Here is a 20,026-nt window from a genome sequence, read left to right as displayed (position 1 = left end):
TGAGTTCAACTCGCAAATGCTTCCGGCGCACGCGCGGAGCGCCATGATAAAGGACCGGGTGCACTCGCCCGATATGGAGCAACACTTTGTACGCATCTGCGGGATTGGCCAAGCTCTCCGCCTTCCGCAGACGGGCCGGGTGCAGCTGCACGCGGAGTCGCCATGCTGCGCCGGCCGCTCTCAACCTCGATCTACTTCTCTACCTTGCCGTGCATCACCATAATGGTTTGTTGCATCAATGCACACAGCGTTTCATTGCCTCCTTTGACGGCGAATACTTCTGCCTGAGTGACGATAAGCGTACGGCCGGGACGGACAACCCGGCCACGGGCAATGAGGCTGTTGCCGTCGGCCGCGGCAACCAGATTCAACTTGTATTCTACGGTCAAGACTGAAGCGCTGGCCGGTACCAAGGTCATAGCGGCGTATCCGCCAGCAGAGTCAGCAATCATGCCCACTACGCCGCCATGTACGAAGCCATGCTGCTGCTCGACACCATTCCAAACTGGTAGGTGAATTTCGGTGTGGCCGTGTTCAACCACGGGCAAAGTCGCCTGGATCAACGTCATCGCATTCTGGCGCATGAAGCTGGCGCGAATGCGTTCAGCGAAGAGGGAGTCGGGTAGATGTGTCATTGAGGGGATTGTATTGGCAAATTCCATATCATCGAGCAACGCAAGCGGCTCCAATTCCAATGACGCGACGGACGGATCTGCAGACGCATGTGGCGATTGCTTTTTGTTTGGCGTACTCGCTTAAGTCACTCCTCTTGCGCCAGCCGCACGAGGATGTCGGCAAGGGCACGAATCTTCCGCTGGGCCGCACGTTGAGATGGATATACCAGAAAGTACGACGCACCGTTTTGCACTACCTCGCGAAACGGCGTCATCAGGGAACCCGCATCAAGCTTTTCTTGCGCCATGCGTGGGTCGCCGATTGCAACCCCATGACCTTCTGCTGCGGCAGTAAGCGTCAATTCAAGTGTATCGAATACAAACCCCTGTCGAGGATCGATGTACGCCGGCCGATTCGAGGGCTTCCTGGGTCGATTTGCCCATGGCGACTTGCCAGGGATTGAATTCGCCCCACTCTCCGCGCATCGTGACCAGCATCACGATGGGCATGCGGCATTCGTGTTGCAGCGAGAGCATGTTGATGCAGTTGCCCACGCCGCTCGACTGCAGCAGCAATACACCGCGTTGGCCACCGACCCATGCGCCGCCCATCATGGCCACGCCTTCTTCTTCGGTGGTCAGCGAAACCGCGTGGATTTCGGCGTCTGCCTCGCAGAGCTCGATAAGACGTTTGTGCCCCGCATCAGGCACGTATGCCACTTGCCGCACGTCAGCGGCTTTGAAGTGCTCGAAGATTGTTTCCGGCCAGTTGACTGACATGATGACGAGTTTTGGTAGGTTGATGAAAACGGATAGCCGTCGCGCCAAGCAGGGCTGATCGATTACCTTGCTTTGATGAGTGATAGCGTGCATCAGCAAAAGTCGTCGCTCAATTACTGATTGCGGAAGGCGCGATTAGGCTGGGGTTAACGGGATTGGCCGACGTGAATTCACGCACAGATCCTTTCCGTGTTGGCTTGCGTGTGCATTCGACCGCCTGAAATGCGGTGTTCCAGAATGCCGAATTCCAACCCTCGGTTCGAGTAAGCACACTAGCGTGCAAACCGATTGGGGAGGGAACCATGAAGATTGTTGTGCCAGTCAAGAGAGTGGTCGATTACAACGTGAAAGTCCGGGTCAAGTCGGACGGCACGGGCGTCGACATCGCGAACGTGAAGATGTCGATGAATCCGTTCGATGAAATCGCGATTGAGGAAGCGGTACGTCTGAAGGAAGCGGGCGTGGCGACGGAAGTGATCGCTGTGTCGGCGGGGGTGACGCAGTCGCAGGAAACGCTGCGTACGGCGCTGGCGATTGGCGCGGATCGCGCGATTCTGATCGAGTCGTCGGAGGAACTGCAGCCTCTGGCGGTGGCCAAGCTGCTGAAGGCGCTGGTCGACAAGGAACAGCCTTCGCTCGTCATTCTCGGCAAGCAGGCTATTGACGACGATTCGAACCAGACCGGCCAGATGCTGGCTGCGCTGGCGAATCTGCCGCAAGCAACGTTTGCCTCGAAGGTCGTTGTTGCCGACGGCAAGGCGACCGTCTCGCGTGAAGTGGACGGCGGCGCGGAAACGCTGTCTTTAAAGCTTCCCGCAGTCATCACGACCGACCTGCGCCTGAACGAGCCGCGCTATGTGACGCTGCCGAACATCATGAAGGCGAAGAAGAAGCCGATGGAAGTCGTCAAGCCGGAAGACCTCGGCGTTGATGTCACGCCGCGCCTGAAGACGCTGAAGGTTGTCGAGCCGCCGAAGCGCTCCGCCGGTGTGAAGGTGCCGGACGTGAAGACGCTGGTCGAGAAGCTGAAGACCGAAGCCAAGGTGCTGTGAGGGAGACAGAGCAAAATGACGAATCTGGTAATTGCAGAACACGACAACGCGTCGATCAAGGCCGCGACGCTGAACACGATCGCAGCGGCGCAGAAGATTGGTGGCGATATCCACGTGCTGGTGGCAGGACACAACGCGCAAGGCGCGGCTGATGCGGCGGCGAAGATTGCAGGCGTTAGCAAAGTGCTGCTGGCCGACGCACCGCAACTCGAAGCGGGCCTCGCGGAAAACATCGAGGCAACGGTGGTGAACATCGCGAAGGACTACACGCATATCCTCGCGCCGGCAACCGCCTACGGCAAGAACATCACGCCGCGTATCGCAGCAAAGCTGGACGTCGCGCAGATCAGCGACATCACGGCAGTGGATAGCTCGGATACGTTTGAACGTCCGATCTACGCCGGCAATGCGATCGCCACAGTGCAATCGGCTGACCCGATCAAGGTCATCACGGTACGCACGACCGGTTTCGACCCGGTTGCAGCAGAAGGTGGCAGTGCAGCGGTCGAGAAGATCGAAGCGGCGGCGGACAGCGGCATCTCGTCCTTCGTCAGCCGTGAAGTGACGAAGCTGGATCGTCCGGAACTGACGTCGGCGAAGATCATCGTGTCAGGTGGCCGCGGTCTGGGCAACGGCGAGAACTACACGAAGGTGCTCGAACCGCTGGCGGACAAGCTGAACGCAGCGCTGGGCGCATCGCGCGCAGCCGTCGACGCGGGCTTCGTGCCGAACGACTATCAGGTTGGCCAGACGGGCAAGATCGTCGCGCCGCAGCTGTACATTGCAGTCGGCATCTCGGGCGCGATCCAGCATCTGGCCGGGATGAAGGACAGCAAAGTCATCGTCGCGATCAATAAAGACGAAGAGGCGCCGATCTTCAGCGTCGCCGATTATGGGCTGGTGGGTGATCTGTTCTCGGTCGTGCCGGAGTTCGAGACCATGCTGTCTTGAGCGTACTGCGGGGAACGGTCAAGGTTCGACGAGGTGACAGGTGAGCAATCTGAATGATATGGGGCATGCCAGAGCAGCAGCGGCCTTGGCCGCCAACGCCGAGGATGCCTCTATTTGGCGGTGGTTCGCGCTGCTCCTCGAAGAGCGGAGGATTCGCTGGTGCTGCAGCGGTGACCGTTGGCTCGTCAGTGTCGACAACAGGCATGTGGCCACGGATAGCACCTTCGATAAAGCCATCCGGACTGCGCGGGGAAAGGTAGAGGGAACCACGTCGACTCTGTCGCATCGGCCAGTGCGCAGCAGACGGGCGGCGTGATCCAGTGGACCGCTGAAGATTTCGATATCTGTCAGTCTTTGTCTCCGCTGATTCGAAGCGGGATATCGATGGAGCTACCTTCCATGCCTGCCTGAATGGTGAAGACGGGCGGATGGCCTTACGGCATCGGAGCAAAATGCCCGGCATCGACAGCCGCAACTTGCTGCCCTTCGCCAGTGTCGATGCGACTGGCAGGAGCGGGATGACATGGTCGGTTGATATGGACCGATCTCAGCCGCTCGCCCGCGACCGCCGGACTTGCGGTGCATGCTGCCGTTCACGCTGGTCATACGCCGACGCCTGCAACCATCGGGTAACAATTTTTTCTATTGGCGGTCCGTTCCGCGAAGCGTCCGAGAGCGTAGTTTTTGCGTTGCCAGATGCAGATGGAAGCCGACCATCGCCACCGGGAAGCCGCATCATGCTTTTTTCAGTTCCGCAAGCGTGACTGAGGGCGTCATCTTTTACCGGTTTACCCTGGAGTGAAAAGGTCAGTTGCCAAAATATTCGGGCTGATGCCGCCAGAAAAGACGGGGTATCGTACTCCACGCGCGGCAACGCCGAATAGAAATTAATATTCTAAGTTATTGTTTTTATGCGGAAAGTTCGCCTTGGGCGACGTCCGGATGTCGGTCGCGAGTTCAAACTTCAGTGAACAAAGTTCAAAGTTAGATGAATCTCGCCCCAACCGCAGCATCCCTTCTTGAATTTGTCACCACCCGTCCATATAATTAGCACTCGCTGCACGAGAGTGCTAACAACATCGCCGGTTGGCTCAGCCAGCCGGGTTTTCTCAGCGTTCTTCAGTCTCAATCAAGAGAGGAGTATGTATGAACCTTCGTCCTTTGCATGATCGCGTGATCGTCAAACGTCTGGATCAAGAAACCAAGACCGCGTCGGGCATCGTGATCCCCGAAGCCGCAGCAGAAAAGCCGGATCAAGGCGAAATTCTGGCAGTCGGCCCGGGCAAGCGTGACGACAAGGGCGCTCAAATCGCGCTCGACGTGAAGGTTGGTGACCGCGTCCTGTTCGGCAAGTACGCAGGCCAGACCGTTAAGGTCGACGGCAACGAACTGCTCGTGATGCGCGAAGAAGACATCATGGCCGTGGTGCAGAAGTAAGCGGCAAGTCGCTACTTTTCCCGGTCATATCTTAAAGAATTCAAGGAGTTAGAAGATGGCAGCTAAAGACGTCGTATTCGGTGATTCCGCCCGTGCCAAGATGGTTGAAGGCGTGAACATCCTCGCGAACGCTGTGAAGGTCACGCTGGGCCCGAAGGGTCGCAACGTTGTCCTGGAACGCAGCTTCGGCGGCCCGACGGTCACGAAGGACGGTGTGTCGGTCGCGAAAGAGATCGAACTGAAAGACAAGCTCCAGAACATGGGCGCGCAAATGGTCAAGGAAGTCGCTTCCAAGACCAGCGACAACGCAGGTGACGGCACCACGACCGCAACGGTCCTGGCTCAGTCGATCGTCCGCGAAGGCATGAAGTACGTTGCATCGGGCATGAACCCGATGGACCTGAAGCGCGGTATCGACAAGGCTGTGTTCGCCGCGATCGAAGAACTGCGCAAGATCAGCAAGCCGTGCACGACCAACAAGGAAATCGCACAAGTCGGCGCGATTTCGGCAAACAGCGACTCGTCGATCGGCGATCGTATCGCTGAAGCCATGGACAAGGTCGGCAAGGAAGGCGTCATCACCGTTGAAGACGGCAAGTCGCTGCAAGACGAGCTGGACGTGGTCGAAGGTATGCAATTCGACCGCGGCTACCTGTCGCCGTACTTCATCAACAACCCGGACAAGCAAGTTGCCGTGTTGGACAACCCGTTCGTGCTGCTGCACGACAAGAAGGTGTCGAACATCCGTGATCTGCTGCCGGTCCTGGAGCAAGTCGCCAAGGCTGGCCGTCCGCTGCTGATCATCGCGGAAGACGTCGAAGGCGAAGCGCTGGCTACGCTGGTGGTGAACAACATCCGTGGCATCCTGAAGACCGTTGCTGTCAAGGCTCCGGGCTTCGGCGATCGTCGTAAGGCCATGCTGGAAGACATCGCGATCCTGACCGGCGGTCAAGTCATCGCTGAAGAAACCGGCCTGACGCTCGAAAAGGCAACGCTGGCCGAGCTGGGTCAAGCGAAGCGCATCGAAGTGGGCAAGGAAAACACGACGATCATCGACGGCGCTGGCGAAGGTGCGAACATCGAAGCACGTGTGAAGCAAGTTCGCACGCAAATCGAAGAAGCAACCTCGGACTACGACCGTGAAAAGCTGCAAGAACGCGTTGCCAAGCTGGCAGGCGGCGTTGCAGTGATCAAGGTCGGCGCTGCGACCGAAGTCGAAATGAAGGAAAAGAAGGCACGTGTCGAAGACGCACTGCACGCAACGCGCGCAGCTGTGGAAGAAGGCATTGTTGCTGGCGGCGGCGTCGCGCTGATCCGCGCACGTACGGCAATCGCCGGCCTGAAGGGCTTGAACGCCGATCAGGACGCAGGTATCAAGATCGTGCTGCGCGCGATGGAAGAGCCGCTGCGCCAGATCGTCACGAACGGTGGCGAAGAAGCCAGCGTCGTGGTGGCAGCTGTTGCTGCTGGTAAGGGCAACTACGGCTACAACGCTGCAACCGGCGAGTACGTCGACCTGGTTGACGCAGGTGTCGTGGATCCGACGAAGGTGACGCGCACGGCGCTGCAAAACGCAGCTTCGGTTGCTGGCCTGCTGTTGACCACCGACGCAGCTGTCTGCGAACTGCCGAAGGAAGATGCTCCGATGGGCGGCGGTATGCCCGGCGGCATGGGCGGCATGGGCATGGACATGTAATTTCACTTGGGCCTCGTTACGAGGTCCAGTTGGAAGCACATGGGGGAGTGCGTCGCGAGGCGTGCTTCCCAAAAGAAAAAACCCGCAGAAATGCGGGTTTTTTTATGGACGCTTGCTGCCAGTTGACGCGCCCGAATCAGAGCGCAGCCGGCACTTCGCGCCAGGTATCAGTGCCGCGCTTCGCCCGGCGCCGCATCCTTGCCGGCTGTCGGCGGCGTTTCATCGTCGCTGCTGCGCGCCCAGAAGAACCGGTCAGGCATATAGGCACCCATGCCCGGCCGGAACGCATTGCGCAGGGCCTGGTACAAATACTCCTGCGCCTCGCGCACCGCTTCAGCGGGCTCCTGGCCATTGGCCAGCAACGCGGCGATCGCCGAGCCCAGCGTATCCGTCAAGCCCATGATCCGATGGCTGCCGCGGTCCCACGTGTCCTGACGCAACTGGCCGTCTTCGCTGAAGAGCGTATTGACGTGCCGGTGCGTGCCGGTTTCCGTTGACAGAATGTATTCGCAGCCTTGCGACAGAAGATGCGAGATGGCGGCGTCGAGGCTCGGCGCTTCGGCGTCGCCGTCCGGCTGGGCGAGCGCGAGCAGCGTGGCCGAATCGGCGACCAGCAACGTGGTTTGCGGCGCGAGCAGATCGGCGATCGCTTCGCGCAGTTCGTCGGCGGACAGCACGTGCTCGTCGTCGAGTGTGAAATCGGGGGCGAGAATCAGTGGAATGTCGTCGTAATCGGCGACGACTTCGGCAATCGCGCTCACCACTTCCGCGCGGGTGCAGGCGCCGACCTTGAACGCGGCGATCGGCATGTCTTCGAGCAGCATCCGCGCCTGGGTCGCGACCACTTCAGGGTCGAGCCCGGTGACTTCGTCGCAGCTCGCCGAGTCGCGCACGGTGTAGCCCGTGAGCACGGAGACGCCATGACAGCCCATGCTGGCAAGGGTCATGAGGTCGGCTTGCAGGCCGGAGCCGCCGGTGGGATCGGAAAGGCCGAAGGTGAGGACGATCGGAGGCGTGTCGCTGGGCATGAAGATTGACAGAAAGGAGCTAAATTTAGGCGCAGAGAGTGCGCAATCGACTCAATTATGCGGCCTAAACCGTCGCGAGGGCGTTTTTTCGCATCTCGCGATGCGTCGCAGCAAGCCAGCCGCGGCGGGCGCGCGGCATGGCGCTGCAACCACCGTGCCGGCCGACGCAAACTGCATAGCCAAAGGCCGTCGCACGCTACGATTGCGCGTTTCTGATTGCTAGGCATTGGGGCGGCAACACGGTACCATCATGGCTCCCGTTTCCACGGACTCTACGACGCGACACAAGAATGGAATATCAAAGCTGGATGTGCCTGATTTGCGGCTGGATTTACGACGAAGAAGCCGGTTTGCCGGACGAAGGCATTGCGCCGGGCACCCGCTGGGAAGACGTCCCCATTAACTGGACCTGCCCGGAGTGCGGCGCGCGTAAGGAAGACTTCGAGATGGTCCAGATCTGAAGTCCGGGAGCAGCCGGCATGCCGGCTGCGGGCCGTGCCGCATGCCTGCGGCGCGCCATTGGCATGGTGTTTCGCAGCCGGCGTGGCGCGCCGGATCGAACGCACCCGGTGCGCTCTGAAGTTTGCCCCAACGCGTCGACACGGAACGTCCTCGGCCGCATCGTGTCGCAACGTTAGTCTGTCATTGTCCTGTCGCCGGTTCGCGCGTTAGCCGATCAGTCTGCGTGCGGCGCGAGGTGACGGCCCGTCAGCTTCGTGTCGCCTGCCCATGACTCTTCGATCCGCTGCACCCGTTTCCTTCGATGCCTTGCCGAATCCGCGCGGCGGCGCTGTCCGTCCCGCCGAGTTGGCGCTGGCTGAGGCGCTGCTGGCATTCGAGCAGCACAGTGAGAGCACGTCGGCGTTGCTGCGGGCGTCCCACGCATTGCGCGGAGCCGGCTGGCTGAGCGCGCAGCGCTTCGCTGACGCGCTGGTGCGGCTGTCGCCGCTCGCGGAGGGCGACCCGGCCGACGCGGTCAACGCACGGCCCGTGTTCGGCGCGGCCTTGCGCGATTTCCGCGCTGCCCTTGAGCGTCACAATCTGCGCGAGCTGTCCTGCTCGCCCGTGCTGTTCAATCATTACCGGGCGCTCTGCACGCATCTGTCCGAGCACACACCCGGTTCCGCCGTCGCGTTCGAAGATCTCGCGTTGACCGCGCGGCCGGTGCCGCCGGTCTCGCTGCACGCGCGGTCCGCCGATCAACTGGCGCATTTGCGGGCACGCTACGAGCGCGCGCTGCTGCCGGTGCTGCGCTCGCAGGCCGATACCGGCAGTGCGGCGGCGCTGGCCGTCACCAACGCGGCCCTCGACGAACTGGACGCCGTTTTCAGCGAACTCGCCGGCCCGGACCCCTACGATTTCTGGCGCCTCGCCAAGGCCTGCGCCAAGGCTTTGCGGGTCAGCGGCCGCGCGACGGGGGAAACCGATGCGCGGCGTTTCTACGCCCGCTGCAACCTCGCGCTGGCCGATCATGCTCGCGGCATCGAACTTGCGCCGCGCTCCCTCGTGCGCGCAACGCTTGCGCTGCTGTGGCGCGACTACGCGTTGTTCGGCGCCGCGGCGGAAGACGCCGACCAGGTGGAAGTGCTGCACGACTACGGTTTGACCGTCGACTGGCACGTCGCGGGCACCCAGGCATCCGAAATGCTTTGGGAAGCGGGCGCGGTAGAGGCTCAGGCCATCAACGCCACCCGCAGCGCATTGACGCGCGAGTTGGGCGTGCTGGCCGTCAACGCGAACGCGTACGAAGATTTTCTGCAAACAGCGGACGCCTCGATTTCCGCATTGACCGAGCATGCCCGCGCCGCCGACCAGCCGGAGAAAGCCGATCCCACTGAAGCGCTGCAAGCGGGCGACGCAGCCTACCGGCTCGGTTCCGCCGCGTGTGCGCTGGGCCTCGGCCATGTGGCGCTGCTGGCCGATGCGCTGGGGCTTGCGTGGCGCCGTCGCGCGCATGCCGGCGTATCGACGCCGGCGGTGCGCGCGCATGTAATCGTCGGCGCGCCGGCGGCGAGCACGCTCGAACAGGCTGCCGAGGCCTTGCGTGCGACGTTGCACAAAGTCGCCGCGGGCGTCGCGCCGCCCGGCGGCAACACCGCGCTGGCCGCGTTGACGCGCTCGATCGAGCAGGGCGGCGCATGAGCAATATGCGTGGCAGCTTCGGCCCGCCGGGCCATCTGCCGGCCGACAGCAACGGGCCGCGATGACACAACCCGGCGGCACGCAACACGCGTGCCGCGAAGCCCCGCGAACCTGCACCGTGGCGAGTGCTCGCGTGCGTGATAGAGTGGAACTTGAATCGCCGTCGATGGCTCGCGGCACGCTTCATGGCACGCATCGCGGTTCCACGCTCAAAGCCCCGCCATCCTGCATCGTCTTTGCTAAAATCCGAACTATGTCCAAGAGTACCGATCGCATCAATCTGACCAACCAGTTCCTGATCGCCATGCCGAACATGGCGGATCCGACGTTTTCAGGAACGGTGGTCTACCTTTGCGATCACAGTGAGCGCGGTGCGCTCGGCCTCGTGATCAACCGGCCGACCGATATCGACCTGCAAGCGCTCTTCAGTCGCATCGACCTCAAGCTCGAGATCGAACCCCTTCTCCATGTGCCCGTCTATTTCGGCGGCCCGGTGCAAACCGAGCGCGGCTTCGTGCTGCACGATCCGAAAGACGGCAATGCGTACACGTCGTCCATGTCGGTGCCGGGCGGTCTCGAGATGACCACCTCGAAAGACGTGCTCGAAGCCGTGGCGAGCGGCACGGGTCCCGAGCGTTTCCTGCTCACGCTCGGCCACGCCGGCTGGGGCGCGGGTCAGCTCGAAGAAGAGATTTCGAAGAACGGCTGGCTGACGGTCGAAGCCGACCCGAAAATCGTCTTCGACGTGCCTGCCGAAGAGCGTCTCGAAGCCGCGCTGGCTCTTCTCGGCATCAACCTGTCGATGCTCTCGGGCGAGGCGGGCCACGCATGAGCCTGCCGGCCGGACGTGAGGCGACGCTGCTTGCGTTCGACTACGGTGAAAAACGCATCGGCGTGGCGGTCGGCAATTCGCTGACGCGTCACGCGCGGCCGCTCGTGATCGTGCAGAACCGCAGCCGCGAATACCGCTTCGAGGCGGTCGGCAAACTGATCGCCGAATGGAAGCCGAACGCGCTCGTGGTTGGCTTGCCATTGCATCCGGACGGCACGCCGCACGAAATGACCCAACTCGCGAAGCGCTTCGGCAATCAGCTGAACGGCCGCTTCAATCTGCCGGTCACGTGGATCGACGAACGCTACTCGTCGGTGGAGGCGAAGGCGGAAATCCGCGCCGGCAACGGCCGCGCCGACATGCTCGACGCCGAAGCCGCCCGCATCATCCTCCAGCAATATCTAGACGGACTTTCCGACGATCATGAGTTCCATTGACGCCGAAGCGCTTTATCGCGCGTTGCTCGACCAGATTCGCGCGGTGTATGGCGACCAGCTCGGCGCCGGGCAAGGTGGCGCCGAAGGCGCAGTGCTGGCCGGCATTTACAGCGGCGGCGCATGGCTTGCCGAACGGCTTGCGCGCGACCTGAACCTGCCGAGCTTCGGCGTGGTGAACGTCGCGCTGCATCGCGACGATTACGCGAAAAAAGGCCTGCACTCGCAGGCGAGCCCGACTTCGCTGCCGTTTTCGGTCGATGGCCGCCGTATCGTGCTGGTCGACGACGTCCTGTACACCGGCCGCACGATTCGTGCGGCGCTGAACGAGCTGTACGACTACGGCCGCCCGGCATCGGTCGAACTGGCGGTGCTCGCCGATCGCGGCGGGCGCGAATTGCCGGTGGCGGCACGCTTTGTCGGCGGCGTGGTGAACATTCCCGCCGACGCCACGCTCGTGCTGGCGCGCGCGGAAAGCGTTGAAGCAGGCGGCGCACCCGGTCAGCGTTTCACTTTTCACACTGAAGTACGCATCGATTGAAATGCGGCGCGAGTGTGCATCGAGCTCCTCGCATTCCGCGCTTCGCATTGAACCATCACACGCCACGCAAAAGAGAATTGTCGAGCCGTTCGTCGCAGCTCAACGCGCGAAAGCCGGCTTGGCGTCGTCACACGCAGTCAGCATCCACACCGATCACGTTGAAGCCCGTATTTGAAGCAGGTACACCATGAACACCGCCACCCAGGCCTCCAAGGATCTCGCCGATAGCGCCACCGAGCGCTTCCGTTATGGCTTCCTGAAGGGCAACCCGCAGCTCACGAAAAACGGCGAGCTGAAACATCTGTTGTCGATCGAGGGCTTGCCGAAGGCGATCGTCAATCACATTCTCGACACCGCCGACCAGTTCGTCAGCGTGACCGATCGCGAAGTGAAGAAGGTGCCGTTGTTGCGCGGCAAGTCGGTGTTCAACCTGTTCTTCGAGAACTCGACACGTACCCGCACCACCTTCGAGATCGCCGCGACGCGTCTGTCGGCGGACGTGCTGAATCTGAACATCAACGCGTCGTCGACCAGCAAGGGCGAGTCGCTGCTCGACACGATCAACAACCTCTCGGCGATGCATGCCGATATGTTCGTCGTGCGCCATGCATCGAGCGGCGCGCCGTATCTGATCGCCCAGCATTGCGCGCCGCACGTGCACGTGATCAATGCCGGCGACGGCCGTCATGCGCACCCCACGCAGGGGCTGCTCGACATGTACACGATCCGCCACTACAAGAAGGACTTCACGAAGCTGCGCGTGGCGATCGTCGGCGACATTCTGCATTCGCGTGTTGCGCGCTCGGACATTCACGCGTTGACGACGCTCGGCGTGCCGGAAGTGCGCGCGATCGGTCCGCGCACGCTGTTGCCGGGCGGTCTCGAACAGATGGGCGTGCGCGTGTTTCACAACCTCGACGAAGGTCTTAAAGACGTCGACGTGATCATCATGCTGCGTCTGCAGAACGAGCGGATGAGCGGCGCATTGCTGCCGTCGGCGCAGGAGTACTTCAAGAGCTGGGGCTTGACGCCGGAGCGTCTCGCGCTCGCCGCGCCCGATGCGATCGTGATGCACCCGGGCCCGATGAATCGCGGCGTCGAAATCGATTCGCAAGTGGCCGATGGCCCGCAATCGGTGATTCTGAACCAGGTGACCTTCGGTATCGCGGTGCGCATGGCGGTGATGGGGATCGTCGCGGGCAACCACGATTGATCTTGCAGATGCGGAGCGTCACGGCGCCGCGTCACTCACGCACAGTACGAACCCGCGACACACAACGCGGAACCTAGCTGAACTCAGCTGAACATAAGGCAGCGCATGAAGATTCATATTCAAGGCGGCACGCTGATCGATCCGGCAGCGGGCACAGAACAGCAGCAGGACATTTTTATCGAAGCGGGCAAGATCGTCGCCATCGGCAACGCGCCCGCGGAGTTCAACGCGGCGAAAACGATCGACGCCAAAGGCCTCTGTATCGTGCCGGGTCTGGTCGATCTGTCCGCGCGTTTGCGCGAGCCGGGCTACGAACACAAGGCGACGCTCGAATCCGAAATGGCCGCGGCGCTCGCGGGCGGCGTGACGAGCCTCGTGTGTCCGCCGGACACCGATCCGACGCTCGATGAACCGGGCCTCGTCGAGATGCTCAAGTTTCGCGCGCGCAATCTGAACCAGGCGCACGTGTATCCGCTCGGCGCGCTGACGGTCGGCCTCAAGGGGCAGGTCATCACCGAGATGGTCGAGTTGACCGAAGCGGGTTGCATCGGCTTTTCGCAGGCCGACGTGCCGGTGGTGGATACCCAGGTGCTGATGCGCGCGCTGCAATACGCGAACACCTACGGCTATACCGTGTGGCTGCGTCCCGTGGACGCTTATCTCGGCAAGGGCGGCGTGGCGGCGAGCGGCGCGCTGGCGTCGCGGCTGGGGCTGTCGGGCGTGCCGGTGTCGGCGGAAACCATCGCACTGCACACCATTTTCGAACTGGTGCGCGTGACCGGCGCGCGGGTGCATCTGTCGCACGTGTCGTCGGCGGCGGGCATTGCGCTGATGCGCGCGGCGAAGGCCGAGGGCTTGCCGGTGTCGTGCGACGTCACCGTGAATCACGTGCATCTGATCGACGTCGACATCGGCTATTTCGACGCGCAGTTCCGGCTCGATCCGCCGCTGCGTCAACAGCGCGATCGCGAAGCGATTCGCGCGGGTCTGGTCGACGGCACGATCGACGCGATCTGCTCCGACCACACGCCCGTCGACGACGACGAAAAGCTGCTGCCGTTCGCCGAGGCCACGCCTGGTGCGACCGGGCTGGAACTGTTCCTGTCGCTGACGGTGAAGTGGGCCGACGAAGCAGGCGTGCCGCTCGCCAAGGCGCTGAACCGTATCACCACGGCGCCGGCCGATGTGCTCAAACTGGACGCGGCCGGCCGTATCGCCGTGGGCGGCGTGGCCGATCTCTGCGTGTTCGACCGCAATGCGCATTGGCGCGTCGAGCCGCGTGCGTTGAAGAGCCAGGGGCACAACACGCCGTTCCTCGGCTACGAATTGCCGGCGCGCGTGCGTGCGACCATCGTGTCCGGGCACGTCGCATTCGAACAGCGCTGATGGCCGCGGTGTTGCTACGCTCATTGTCCCGCTCATAGGCCAGCTCATTGGCCCAACCAGGAACGCTCCGACCATGAAGCTCGCGTTACGCAAGGTCCGTCTCGTCGTTCATCTGCTGCACGGCATGTGGACCGTGGCGACGCGTTTTCCCAAAGCCAGCGCCGAGGTGCGTCACACGCTCAATCGCGAGTGGTCGCTGAAAATGCTGCGCCTGTGCGGCATGCGGCTCGTCGTGCATAACGACAGTGCGCGGCTCGATCGCGGCGCGCTGGTGGTCGCCAACCACATCTCGTGGATCGACATCTACGTGATCAATGCGTGGCGGCCCACGCCGTTTGTCTCGAAGGCCGAGATCCGGCAATGGCCGGTGGTCGGCTGGCTCGCGCAGCAACTGGACACGGTGTTCATTCAGCGCGAAAAGCGCAGCGACGCGAAGCGGATCATGCATGAGCTGTCCGACCGCCTGAGCGCGGGCGAGTTGATGTGCGTGTTTCCCGAGGGCACCACGTCCAATGGCCTCGCGCTGCTGCCGTTTCACGCGAACATGTTTCAGGCGGCCGTGTCGGCGTCGGCGGCGGTGCAGCCGCTGTGCATCATGTATGAGGACGCGCAGGGCCGGCAATCCACCGCGCCTGCCTATATCGACGATCTGTCGCTCGCTGATTCGCTGAATCTGCTGCTGCGCGGCGGATCGCTCACCGCGCATATCTATGTCTGTGCACCGCTCGCGCCAGGCGCGGACCGGCGCACGCTGGCGGCGGAAGCGGAAGGCGTGATTGCGGCCGCATTGCGGGAGATGCAAAGCGGCACCGCGATGACCGGCGCGGTGATGGCGGAGCAGGCCGCCACGTCCGCCGCCGTGGCATCGCTGATCGAAGAACCGGTCGATCAGGTCGACCGGTCAGGGCGTTCCGCCTGATACTCGGCCTACCGTCGGGCCTGGCATCAGGCTGGGTCGCGTGGCTAGTTAGTTGCCACCGCTCGGCGCGCGGCAGTTCTCGCAATCGACCTGCGTCAGTGTGCGTTCCGCGGGCTTTTGCGCGAGACGCACGGCGGACAACTGCTCGCCCCACACGCAGCCTGAGTCGAGTCCGATCAGGTTGTCACGCAAAATCAGGCCGAGCGCGGCCCAATGACCGAACACCACGGTCACATCGGCGGTCTTGCGCGACGGTACATCGAACCACGGCATGCAACCCGGCGGCGCCGCGTTCAGGCCGCCGCTGCTGCTGAAATCCATCACGCCTTCGGCGTTGCAGAAGCGGATGCGCGTCAACGCGCTGCACGTCAAACGCAGCCGTTCGATGCCCTTCAGTCCCGGCTTCCAGCGGTTCGGCTCGTTGCCGTACAAACCGGCGAGCGTTTCCTTCCAGTTTGGCGCACGCAGGGCGCGCTGCAATTCGTCGGCGAGTTCGAGCGTCAGATTCACGTCCCACTGCGGCAGCACGCCCGCATGGACCATCAGCATGCCGTTGTCGAAATGCGCGATTGGACGGTGGCGGATCCATTCGAGCAGGTCGGCGGCATCCGGCGCGGCGAGAATCTCGTCGATCGTGTCGCCTTTCTTCGATTTGCGAATCCCCGCCGACACCGACAGCAGATGCAGATCGTGATTGCCCAGCACCGGCACCGCCTGCTCGCCGAGCGCGATGACGTCGCGCAACGTGGCAAGCGACTCGGTGCCGCGGTTGATCAGGTCGCCTGCGAACCACAGCGGCGTGCCGGCCGGCGGCGCGGCCTTGGCCAGCAATTGCTGGAACGGCGTGCGGCAACCCTGCAGATCGCCGAAAGCGAGCGGGAGTAGGGGCGGATCGGAAAGAGCGGAAGACGTAGTGGCGGGTGTCATCAAGGAAATGGGTGCGGTTTGATACACGCTGTTACGCACGAGGCGTGCCGCGTTGGGCAATGCAACATATTAGCGTGACATAATAGCCCGTTTGAAGGGTTGATATCGCGTCAGGGGCCGCTGGCAAGCGGCTCGGTGCAGGACCCCGCGATATTGCGTCACAACAGGATGACTTTCATGAATGGAGAAAGCATGTCGTCTTTTCATGCAGGGCAACCTATCCGTACGCTCGTCACCGGGGCGAGCGGCTTCACGGGCCGCTATCTGGTCGACAACCTGCTCGGTCGCGGCCACACGGTGATCGAAACGGTCGCCGGGCGCAACGAGCCGGAAACGCCGACGCGCCTGAGGCTCGACATCACGTCGCCAGAGGCCTGCCGGCGCGTGATCGAAATCGCGCGGCCCGACTACATTGTCCATCTGGCTGCGATCAGCTTCGTAGGCCATAACGATCCGCTCGACTTTTACCGCGTCAACGTGATCGGCACGCTGAATCTGCTGGAGGCGTGCGCCTCCGTCGGCCATACGCCGCGCAAGCTGCTGATCGCGAGCAGCGCGAACGTCTACGGCAACGTGACGAGCGACGCCATCGACGAGAGCTTTCCGGTCACGCCGGTCAATCACTACGCAGCCAGCAAGGCGGCGATGGAAACGATGGTGCGGACCTGGTTCGACCGCTTGCCGATCCTGATCGTGCGGCCGTTCAACTATACCGGCCGCGGCCAGGCGTCCAACTTCCTCGTGCCGAAGATCGTCGAGCACTTCGCGCGCCGCGAACCGTCGATCGAACTCGGCAATATCGACGTCGCGCGCGATTTCTCCGACGTGCGCTACGTGGCGAGCGCCTATGAAGCGTTGCTCGACTCCGAGGCCGCCTCGGAAACAGTCAATGTCTGCACCGGCACGCCCTTTACGTTGCGCGAAATCCTCTCGGCGGCGAGCGATCTGACGGGGCATGAGCTCGAGATTCAGATCAATCCCGCTTTCGTGCGGCAAACCGATGTCAAAATGCTGGCCGGTTCGCCCGCCAAACTGCGCACGCTCGTGCCGAAAGTCGAGGCAATTCCGTTCATGGATACGCTGCGCTGGATGCTGGCGGCGTAATCGGCCGCATCCGCGCGGCGATCCGCCATCTTTTTGCGTTATGGTGACGCGCGGCTTTCGTGCGCGTATAAACAATCATAATGCTTCGCATTGCATGCTGATTTGTTCAGACGTGTGCGGCGTCTGCCTCCCGTTTTCCCGGCGCATCACGCGCCGCATAGGCTGCTAGCCGTTGCATCGGCGCGGCGCTCCATCATGCTTGTGGCCGTTCACAGCGACATTCGTCCTGGAAGTGACGGCCGAATTAAATGATGGAAACCAAACTTGTCAAGCTGTTTCAAGTTGTTAGGGTTCTAGTTTTTGCCTTTGGCGGCTTTATAATTGGGGCTTCATAAGATTGGCGTTTGAGCGCCCGCCCGCAGTGCCAAGGGCGGCGGCGGGCGTCGACAAGATTCCGCACCACAACGCTAGGTAGCAGGTCAATCAACCTATTTCGACCTGCCACCAACATCTAGAAGGGAATTTCATGATTCTGGTAACGGGCGGCGCCGGTTTTATCGGCGCCAATTTCGTGCTCGACTGGCTCAATGCGTCGGACGAAGCGGTACTGAACGTGGACAAGCTGACATACGCCGGCAATCTGGGTACGCTCAAATCGCAACAAAACAATCCGAAGCACATCTTCGTGCGTGCGGATATCTGCGATCGCGCCGCGCTCGACGCGCTCTTTGCCGAGCATAAGCCGCGTGCCGTGCTGCATTTCGCGGCCGAGAGCCATGTGGATCGTTCGATCCATGGCCCGGCTGATTTCGTGCAAACGAACGTGGTCGGCACCTTCACGCTGCTCGAGGCGGCCCGCCAGTACTGGACTGCGCTCGGCGAGGCCGACAAGGCCGCGTTCCGTTTCCTGCACGTGTCGACCGACGAAGTATTCGGCTCGCTCTCCGCTACCGATCCGCAATTCTCTGAAACGACGCCGTACGCGCCGAATAGCCCTTACTCGGCCACCAAGGCGGGTTCCGACCATCTGGTGCGCGCCTACCATCATACGTATGGCCTGCCGGTGCTCACCACGAACTGCTCGAACAACTACGGTCCGTACCAGTTCCCCGAGAAACTGATTCCGCTGATGATCGCCAACGCGCTCGGCGGCAAGCCGCTGCCGGTCTATGGCGACGGTCAGAACGTGCGCGACTGGCTGTATGTCGGCGACCATTGCAGCGCGATCCGCGAAGTGCTCGCGCGCGGCACGCCGGGCGAGACGTACAACGTCGGCGGCTGGAACGAGAAGAAGAACCTCGAGGTCGTCCACACGCTGTGCGACCTGCTCGATCAGTTGCGTCCGAAGACGGGCGCGTCGTACCGCGATCAGATCACCTATGTGAAGGACCGTCCGGGCCACGACCGCCGTTATGCAATCGACGCCCGCAAGCTCGAACGCGAACTCGGCTGGAAGCCGGCGGAAACGTTCGAAACGGGTCTGGCGAAGACGGTCCAGTGGTATCTGGACAATCAGGAGTGGTCGGACGAAGTCGCCTCCGGTGACTATCGCAAGTGGGTTGAGACCAACTACGCGCAGCGCGCGTAAAGGCACGGCAATGGCGCGCAAAGGCATTATTCTCGCGGGCGGATCGGGCACACGCCTGTACCCGATCACGCATGTGGTCTCCAAGCAGCTGCTGCCCGTCTACGACAAGCCGATGATCTACTATCCGCTGTCCACGCTGATGGTGGCGGGCATTCGCGATGTGCTGATCATTTCGACGCCGCAGGACACGCCGCGCTTCGAAGCGATGCTGGGCGATGGCAGCCAGTGGGGCATGAACATCCAGTACGCGGTTCAGCCGTCGCCGGACGGACTCGCGCAGGCGTTCATCATCGGGCGGGACTTTGTGGGCAACGATCCGTCGGCGCTGATTCTCGGCGACAACATTTTCTACGGCCACGATCTCGCGAAGCAACTCGAGCGCGCCAATGAGAAAGTGGAAGGCGCCACGGTCTTTGCGTACCACGTGCACGATCCTGAACGTTATGGCGTGGTCGAATTCGACAAGCAGTTCCGCGCGCTGTCGATCGAGGAGAAGCCGGCCAGGCCGCGTTCGAACTACGCGGTCACGGGTCTGTACTTCTACGACAAGCAGGTGTGCGACATCGCTGCGGACATCAAGCCGTCGCCGCGTGGCGAACTTGAAATCACCGACGTCAACTCGCGTTATCTCGCCAACGCCGCGCTCGAAGTCGAAATCATGGGCCGTGGCTACGCGTGGCTCGATACCGGCACGCATGATTCGCTGATCGAAGCGGCGACCTTCATCGCCACGCTGCAGAAGCGTCAGGGCCTGGTGGTCGCGTGTCCGGAAGAGATTGCTTACCGGCAACAGTGGATCGACGGCGAGCAGCTGCAGGCGCTCGCCAAACCGCTCGCCAAAAATGCCTACGGGCAATATCTGCAAAACATTCTTACGGATCAAGTGGCATGGCCATCCAAGTAACCGCTACCGCGTTGCCTGAAGTCAAGATCATCGAGCCGAAGGTGTTCGGCGATGCGAGAGGTTTTTTCTTCGAGAGCTTCAACGCGAAGGAGTTCGCCGAGCAGGTCGAGCCGGGCGTCGAGTTCGTGCAGGACAACCATTCGCGCTCCGCGAAGGGCGTGCTGCGTGGATTGCATTATCAGGTCCAGAATGCGCAGGGCAAGCTCGTGCGCGTCGTCGAAGGTGAAGTGTTCGACGTCGCTGTCGACATCCGCAAGAGTTCGCCGAATTTCGGCAAATGGGCCGGCGTGGTTTTGTCGGTCGAGAACCATCGGCAATTGTGGGTGCCGCCCGGTTTTGCGCATGGGTTCGTGGTGCTGTCCGAATCCGCGCAGTTCCTCTACAAGACCACCGACTACTGGTATCCCGAACACGAGCGCAGCATCGTCTGGAACGATCCGTCGATCGGCATCGAGTGGCCGATCGACGAAGAGCCGCTGCTGGCGGCGAAAGACGCCGCAGCCAAGCTTCTGGCCGATGCTGACGTCTTCGCATAAGG

20 protein-coding genes and 1 pseudogene are annotated in these 20,026 nt (G+C 62.1%); 16 read left to right on the top strand and 5 right to left on the bottom strand.

Features of this window, described 5'->3' with window-relative positions:
- Window positions 1-191: 191 nt before the first annotated feature.
- The 3 genes and pseudogenes from PQR42_RS14870 to PQR42_RS14860 all read right to left on the bottom strand — a co-directional run bounded on the left by PQR42_RS14870 (window position 192) and on the right by PQR42_RS14860 (window position 1,487).
- On the bottom strand, window positions 192-635 hold the full coding sequence (locus PQR42_RS14870) for a PaaI family thioesterase (protein ID WP_408217220.1): 444 nt from the start codon (window positions 633-635) through the stop codon (window positions 192-194).
- Window positions 636-760: 125 nt separating this feature from the next.
- Window positions 761-1,021, bottom strand: a pseudogene (locus tag PQR42_RS14865) (LysR substrate-binding domain-containing protein); the annotation flags it as partial.
- On the bottom strand, window positions 978-1,487 hold the full coding sequence (locus PQR42_RS14860) for a thiamine pyrophosphate-binding protein (RefSeq protein WP_408216985.1): 510 nt from the start codon (window positions 1,485-1,487) through the stop codon (window positions 978-980). The pseudogene PQR42_RS14865 and the gene PQR42_RS14860, both read right to left, overlap by 44 nt.
- 209 nt (window positions 1,488-1,696) lie before the next feature.
- Between PQR42_RS14860 and PQR42_RS14855 the strand changes: the two genes are divergently transcribed.
- The 4 genes from PQR42_RS14855 to groL all read left to right on the top strand — a co-directional run bounded on the left by PQR42_RS14855 (window position 1,697) and on the right by groL (window position 6,530).
- The gene (locus tag PQR42_RS14855; RefSeq protein ID WP_408385333.1) at window positions 1,697-2,446 is read left to right on the top strand and encodes an electron transfer flavoprotein subunit beta/FixA family protein; all 750 of its coding nucleotides are present in this window, start codon (window positions 1,697-1,699) and stop codon (window positions 2,444-2,446) included.
- 15 nt (window positions 2,447-2,461) lie between these two features.
- Entirely contained in the window at window positions 2,462-3,397 is a 936-nt protein-coding gene (locus PQR42_RS14850) for an electron transfer flavoprotein subunit alpha/FixB family protein (RefSeq protein WP_408385335.1), read from the top strand.
- A gap of 1,146 nt (window positions 3,398-4,543) precedes the next feature.
- Window positions 4,544-4,834, top strand: coding sequence for a co-chaperone GroES (gene groES / locus PQR42_RS14845; RefSeq protein WP_007178996.1), 291 nt, complete (start codon window positions 4,544-4,546; stop codon window positions 4,832-4,834).
- Between the two features lie 55 nt (window positions 4,835-4,889).
- Window positions 4,890-6,530: a chaperonin GroEL gene (gene groL, locus PQR42_RS14840; RefSeq protein ID WP_132375877.1), complete on the top strand. Its 1,641-nt coding sequence runs from the start codon at window positions 4,890-4,892 to the stop codon at window positions 6,528-6,530.
- Window positions 6,531-6,697: 167 nt separating this feature from the next.
- On the opposite strand, the gene PQR42_RS14835 is transcribed toward groL, so the two are convergent.
- On the bottom strand, window positions 6,698-7,558 hold the full coding sequence (locus PQR42_RS14835) for a hydroxymethylpyrimidine/phosphomethylpyrimidine kinase (protein ID WP_408214892.1): 861 nt from the start codon (window positions 7,556-7,558) through the stop codon (window positions 6,698-6,700).
- A 290-nt stretch (window positions 7,559-7,848) separates the two neighbouring features.
- Between PQR42_RS14835 and PQR42_RS14830 the strand changes: the two genes are divergently transcribed.
- The 8 genes from PQR42_RS14830 to PQR42_RS14795 all read left to right on the top strand — a co-directional run bounded on the left by PQR42_RS14830 (window position 7,849) and on the right by PQR42_RS14795 (window position 15,025).
- Window positions 7,849-8,019, top strand: coding sequence for a rubredoxin (locus tag PQR42_RS14830; protein ID WP_006047743.1), 171 nt, complete (start codon window positions 7,849-7,851; stop codon window positions 8,017-8,019).
- A 268-nt stretch (window positions 8,020-8,287) separates the two neighbouring features.
- On the top strand, window positions 8,288-9,700 hold the full coding sequence (locus PQR42_RS14825; RefSeq protein ID WP_408385336.1) for a FimL-related protein: 1,413 nt from the start codon (window positions 8,288-8,290) through the stop codon (window positions 9,698-9,700).
- 253 nt (window positions 9,701-9,953) lie between these two features.
- Complete coding sequence (locus tag PQR42_RS14820) at window positions 9,954-10,532, top strand: YqgE/AlgH family protein (protein ID WP_007178990.1); 579 nt, start codon at window positions 9,954-9,956, stop codon at window positions 10,530-10,532.
- Entirely contained in the window at window positions 10,529-10,969 is a 441-nt protein-coding gene (gene ruvX, locus PQR42_RS14815; RefSeq protein ID WP_408214885.1) for a Holliday junction resolvase RuvX, read from the top strand. The genes PQR42_RS14820 and ruvX overlap by 4 nt, the downstream gene beginning before the upstream one ends.
- Window positions 10,956-11,507, top strand: coding sequence for a bifunctional pyr operon transcriptional regulator/uracil phosphoribosyltransferase PyrR (pyrR, locus tag PQR42_RS14810; protein ID WP_408214882.1), 552 nt, complete (start codon window positions 10,956-10,958; stop codon window positions 11,505-11,507). Before ruvX ends, pyrR begins: the two co-directional genes overlap by 14 nt.
- A gap of 187 nt (window positions 11,508-11,694) precedes the next feature.
- Window positions 11,695-12,720: an aspartate carbamoyltransferase catalytic subunit gene (locus PQR42_RS14805; protein ID WP_408385338.1), complete on the top strand. Its 1,026-nt coding sequence runs from the start codon at window positions 11,695-11,697 to the stop codon at window positions 12,718-12,720.
- A 105-nt stretch (window positions 12,721-12,825) separates the two neighbouring features.
- On the top strand, window positions 12,826-14,106 hold the full coding sequence (locus PQR42_RS14800) for a dihydroorotase (protein WP_408385340.1): 1,281 nt from the start codon (window positions 12,826-12,828) through the stop codon (window positions 14,104-14,106).
- A gap of 73 nt (window positions 14,107-14,179) precedes the next feature.
- The gene (locus tag PQR42_RS14795) at window positions 14,180-15,025 is read left to right on the top strand and encodes a lysophospholipid acyltransferase family protein (RefSeq protein WP_408385342.1); all 846 of its coding nucleotides are present in this window, start codon (window positions 14,180-14,182) and stop codon (window positions 15,023-15,025) included.
- Between the two features lie 48 nt (window positions 15,026-15,073).
- On the opposite strand, the gene PQR42_RS14790 is transcribed toward PQR42_RS14795, so the two are convergent.
- A complete protein-coding gene (locus tag PQR42_RS14790) occupies window positions 15,074-15,952 on the bottom strand; it encodes a symmetrical bis(5'-nucleosyl)-tetraphosphatase (RefSeq protein ID WP_408385344.1) in 879 nt (292 codons plus the stop codon).
- Between the two features lie 192 nt (window positions 15,953-16,144).
- On the opposite strand from PQR42_RS14790, the gene PQR42_RS14785 reads away from it, so the two are divergent.
- The 4 genes from PQR42_RS14785 (at window position 16,145) to rfbC (ending at window position 20,024) form a co-directional block, all read left to right on the top strand.
- Entirely contained in the window at window positions 16,145-17,056 is a 912-nt protein-coding gene (locus tag PQR42_RS14785; RefSeq protein WP_408385345.1) for a GDP-mannose 4,6-dehydratase, read from the top strand.
- 466 nt (window positions 17,057-17,522) lie between these two features.
- The gene (gene rfbB / locus PQR42_RS14780; protein ID WP_408385347.1) at window positions 17,523-18,584 is read left to right on the top strand and encodes a dTDP-glucose 4,6-dehydratase; all 1,062 of its coding nucleotides are present in this window, start codon (window positions 17,523-17,525) and stop codon (window positions 18,582-18,584) included.
- 10 nt (window positions 18,585-18,594) lie between these two features.
- Window positions 18,595-19,488 carry a glucose-1-phosphate thymidylyltransferase RfbA gene (gene rfbA / locus PQR42_RS14775; RefSeq protein ID WP_408214865.1) on the top strand — a complete coding sequence of 298 codons (894 nt, stop codon included), beginning with the start codon at window positions 18,595-18,597 and terminating at the stop codon, window positions 19,486-19,488.
- Window positions 19,473-20,024 carry a dTDP-4-dehydrorhamnose 3,5-epimerase gene (gene rfbC, locus PQR42_RS14770; RefSeq protein ID WP_408385349.1) on the top strand — a complete coding sequence of 184 codons (552 nt, stop codon included), beginning with the start codon at window positions 19,473-19,475 and terminating at the stop codon, window positions 20,022-20,024. The genes rfbA and rfbC overlap by 16 nt, the downstream gene beginning before the upstream one ends.
- The last annotated feature ends 2 nt before the right edge of the window (window positions 20,025-20,026 follow it).

This window comes from Paraburkholderia sediminicola, assembly GCF_046027355.1.
Classification (GTDB): domain Bacteria; phylum Pseudomonadota; class Gammaproteobacteria; order Burkholderiales; family Burkholderiaceae; genus Paraburkholderia; species Paraburkholderia sediminicola_B.
Note: the sequence above shows the minus strand (reverse complement) of the source record. Positions and strands in the feature narration are given on the sequence as shown.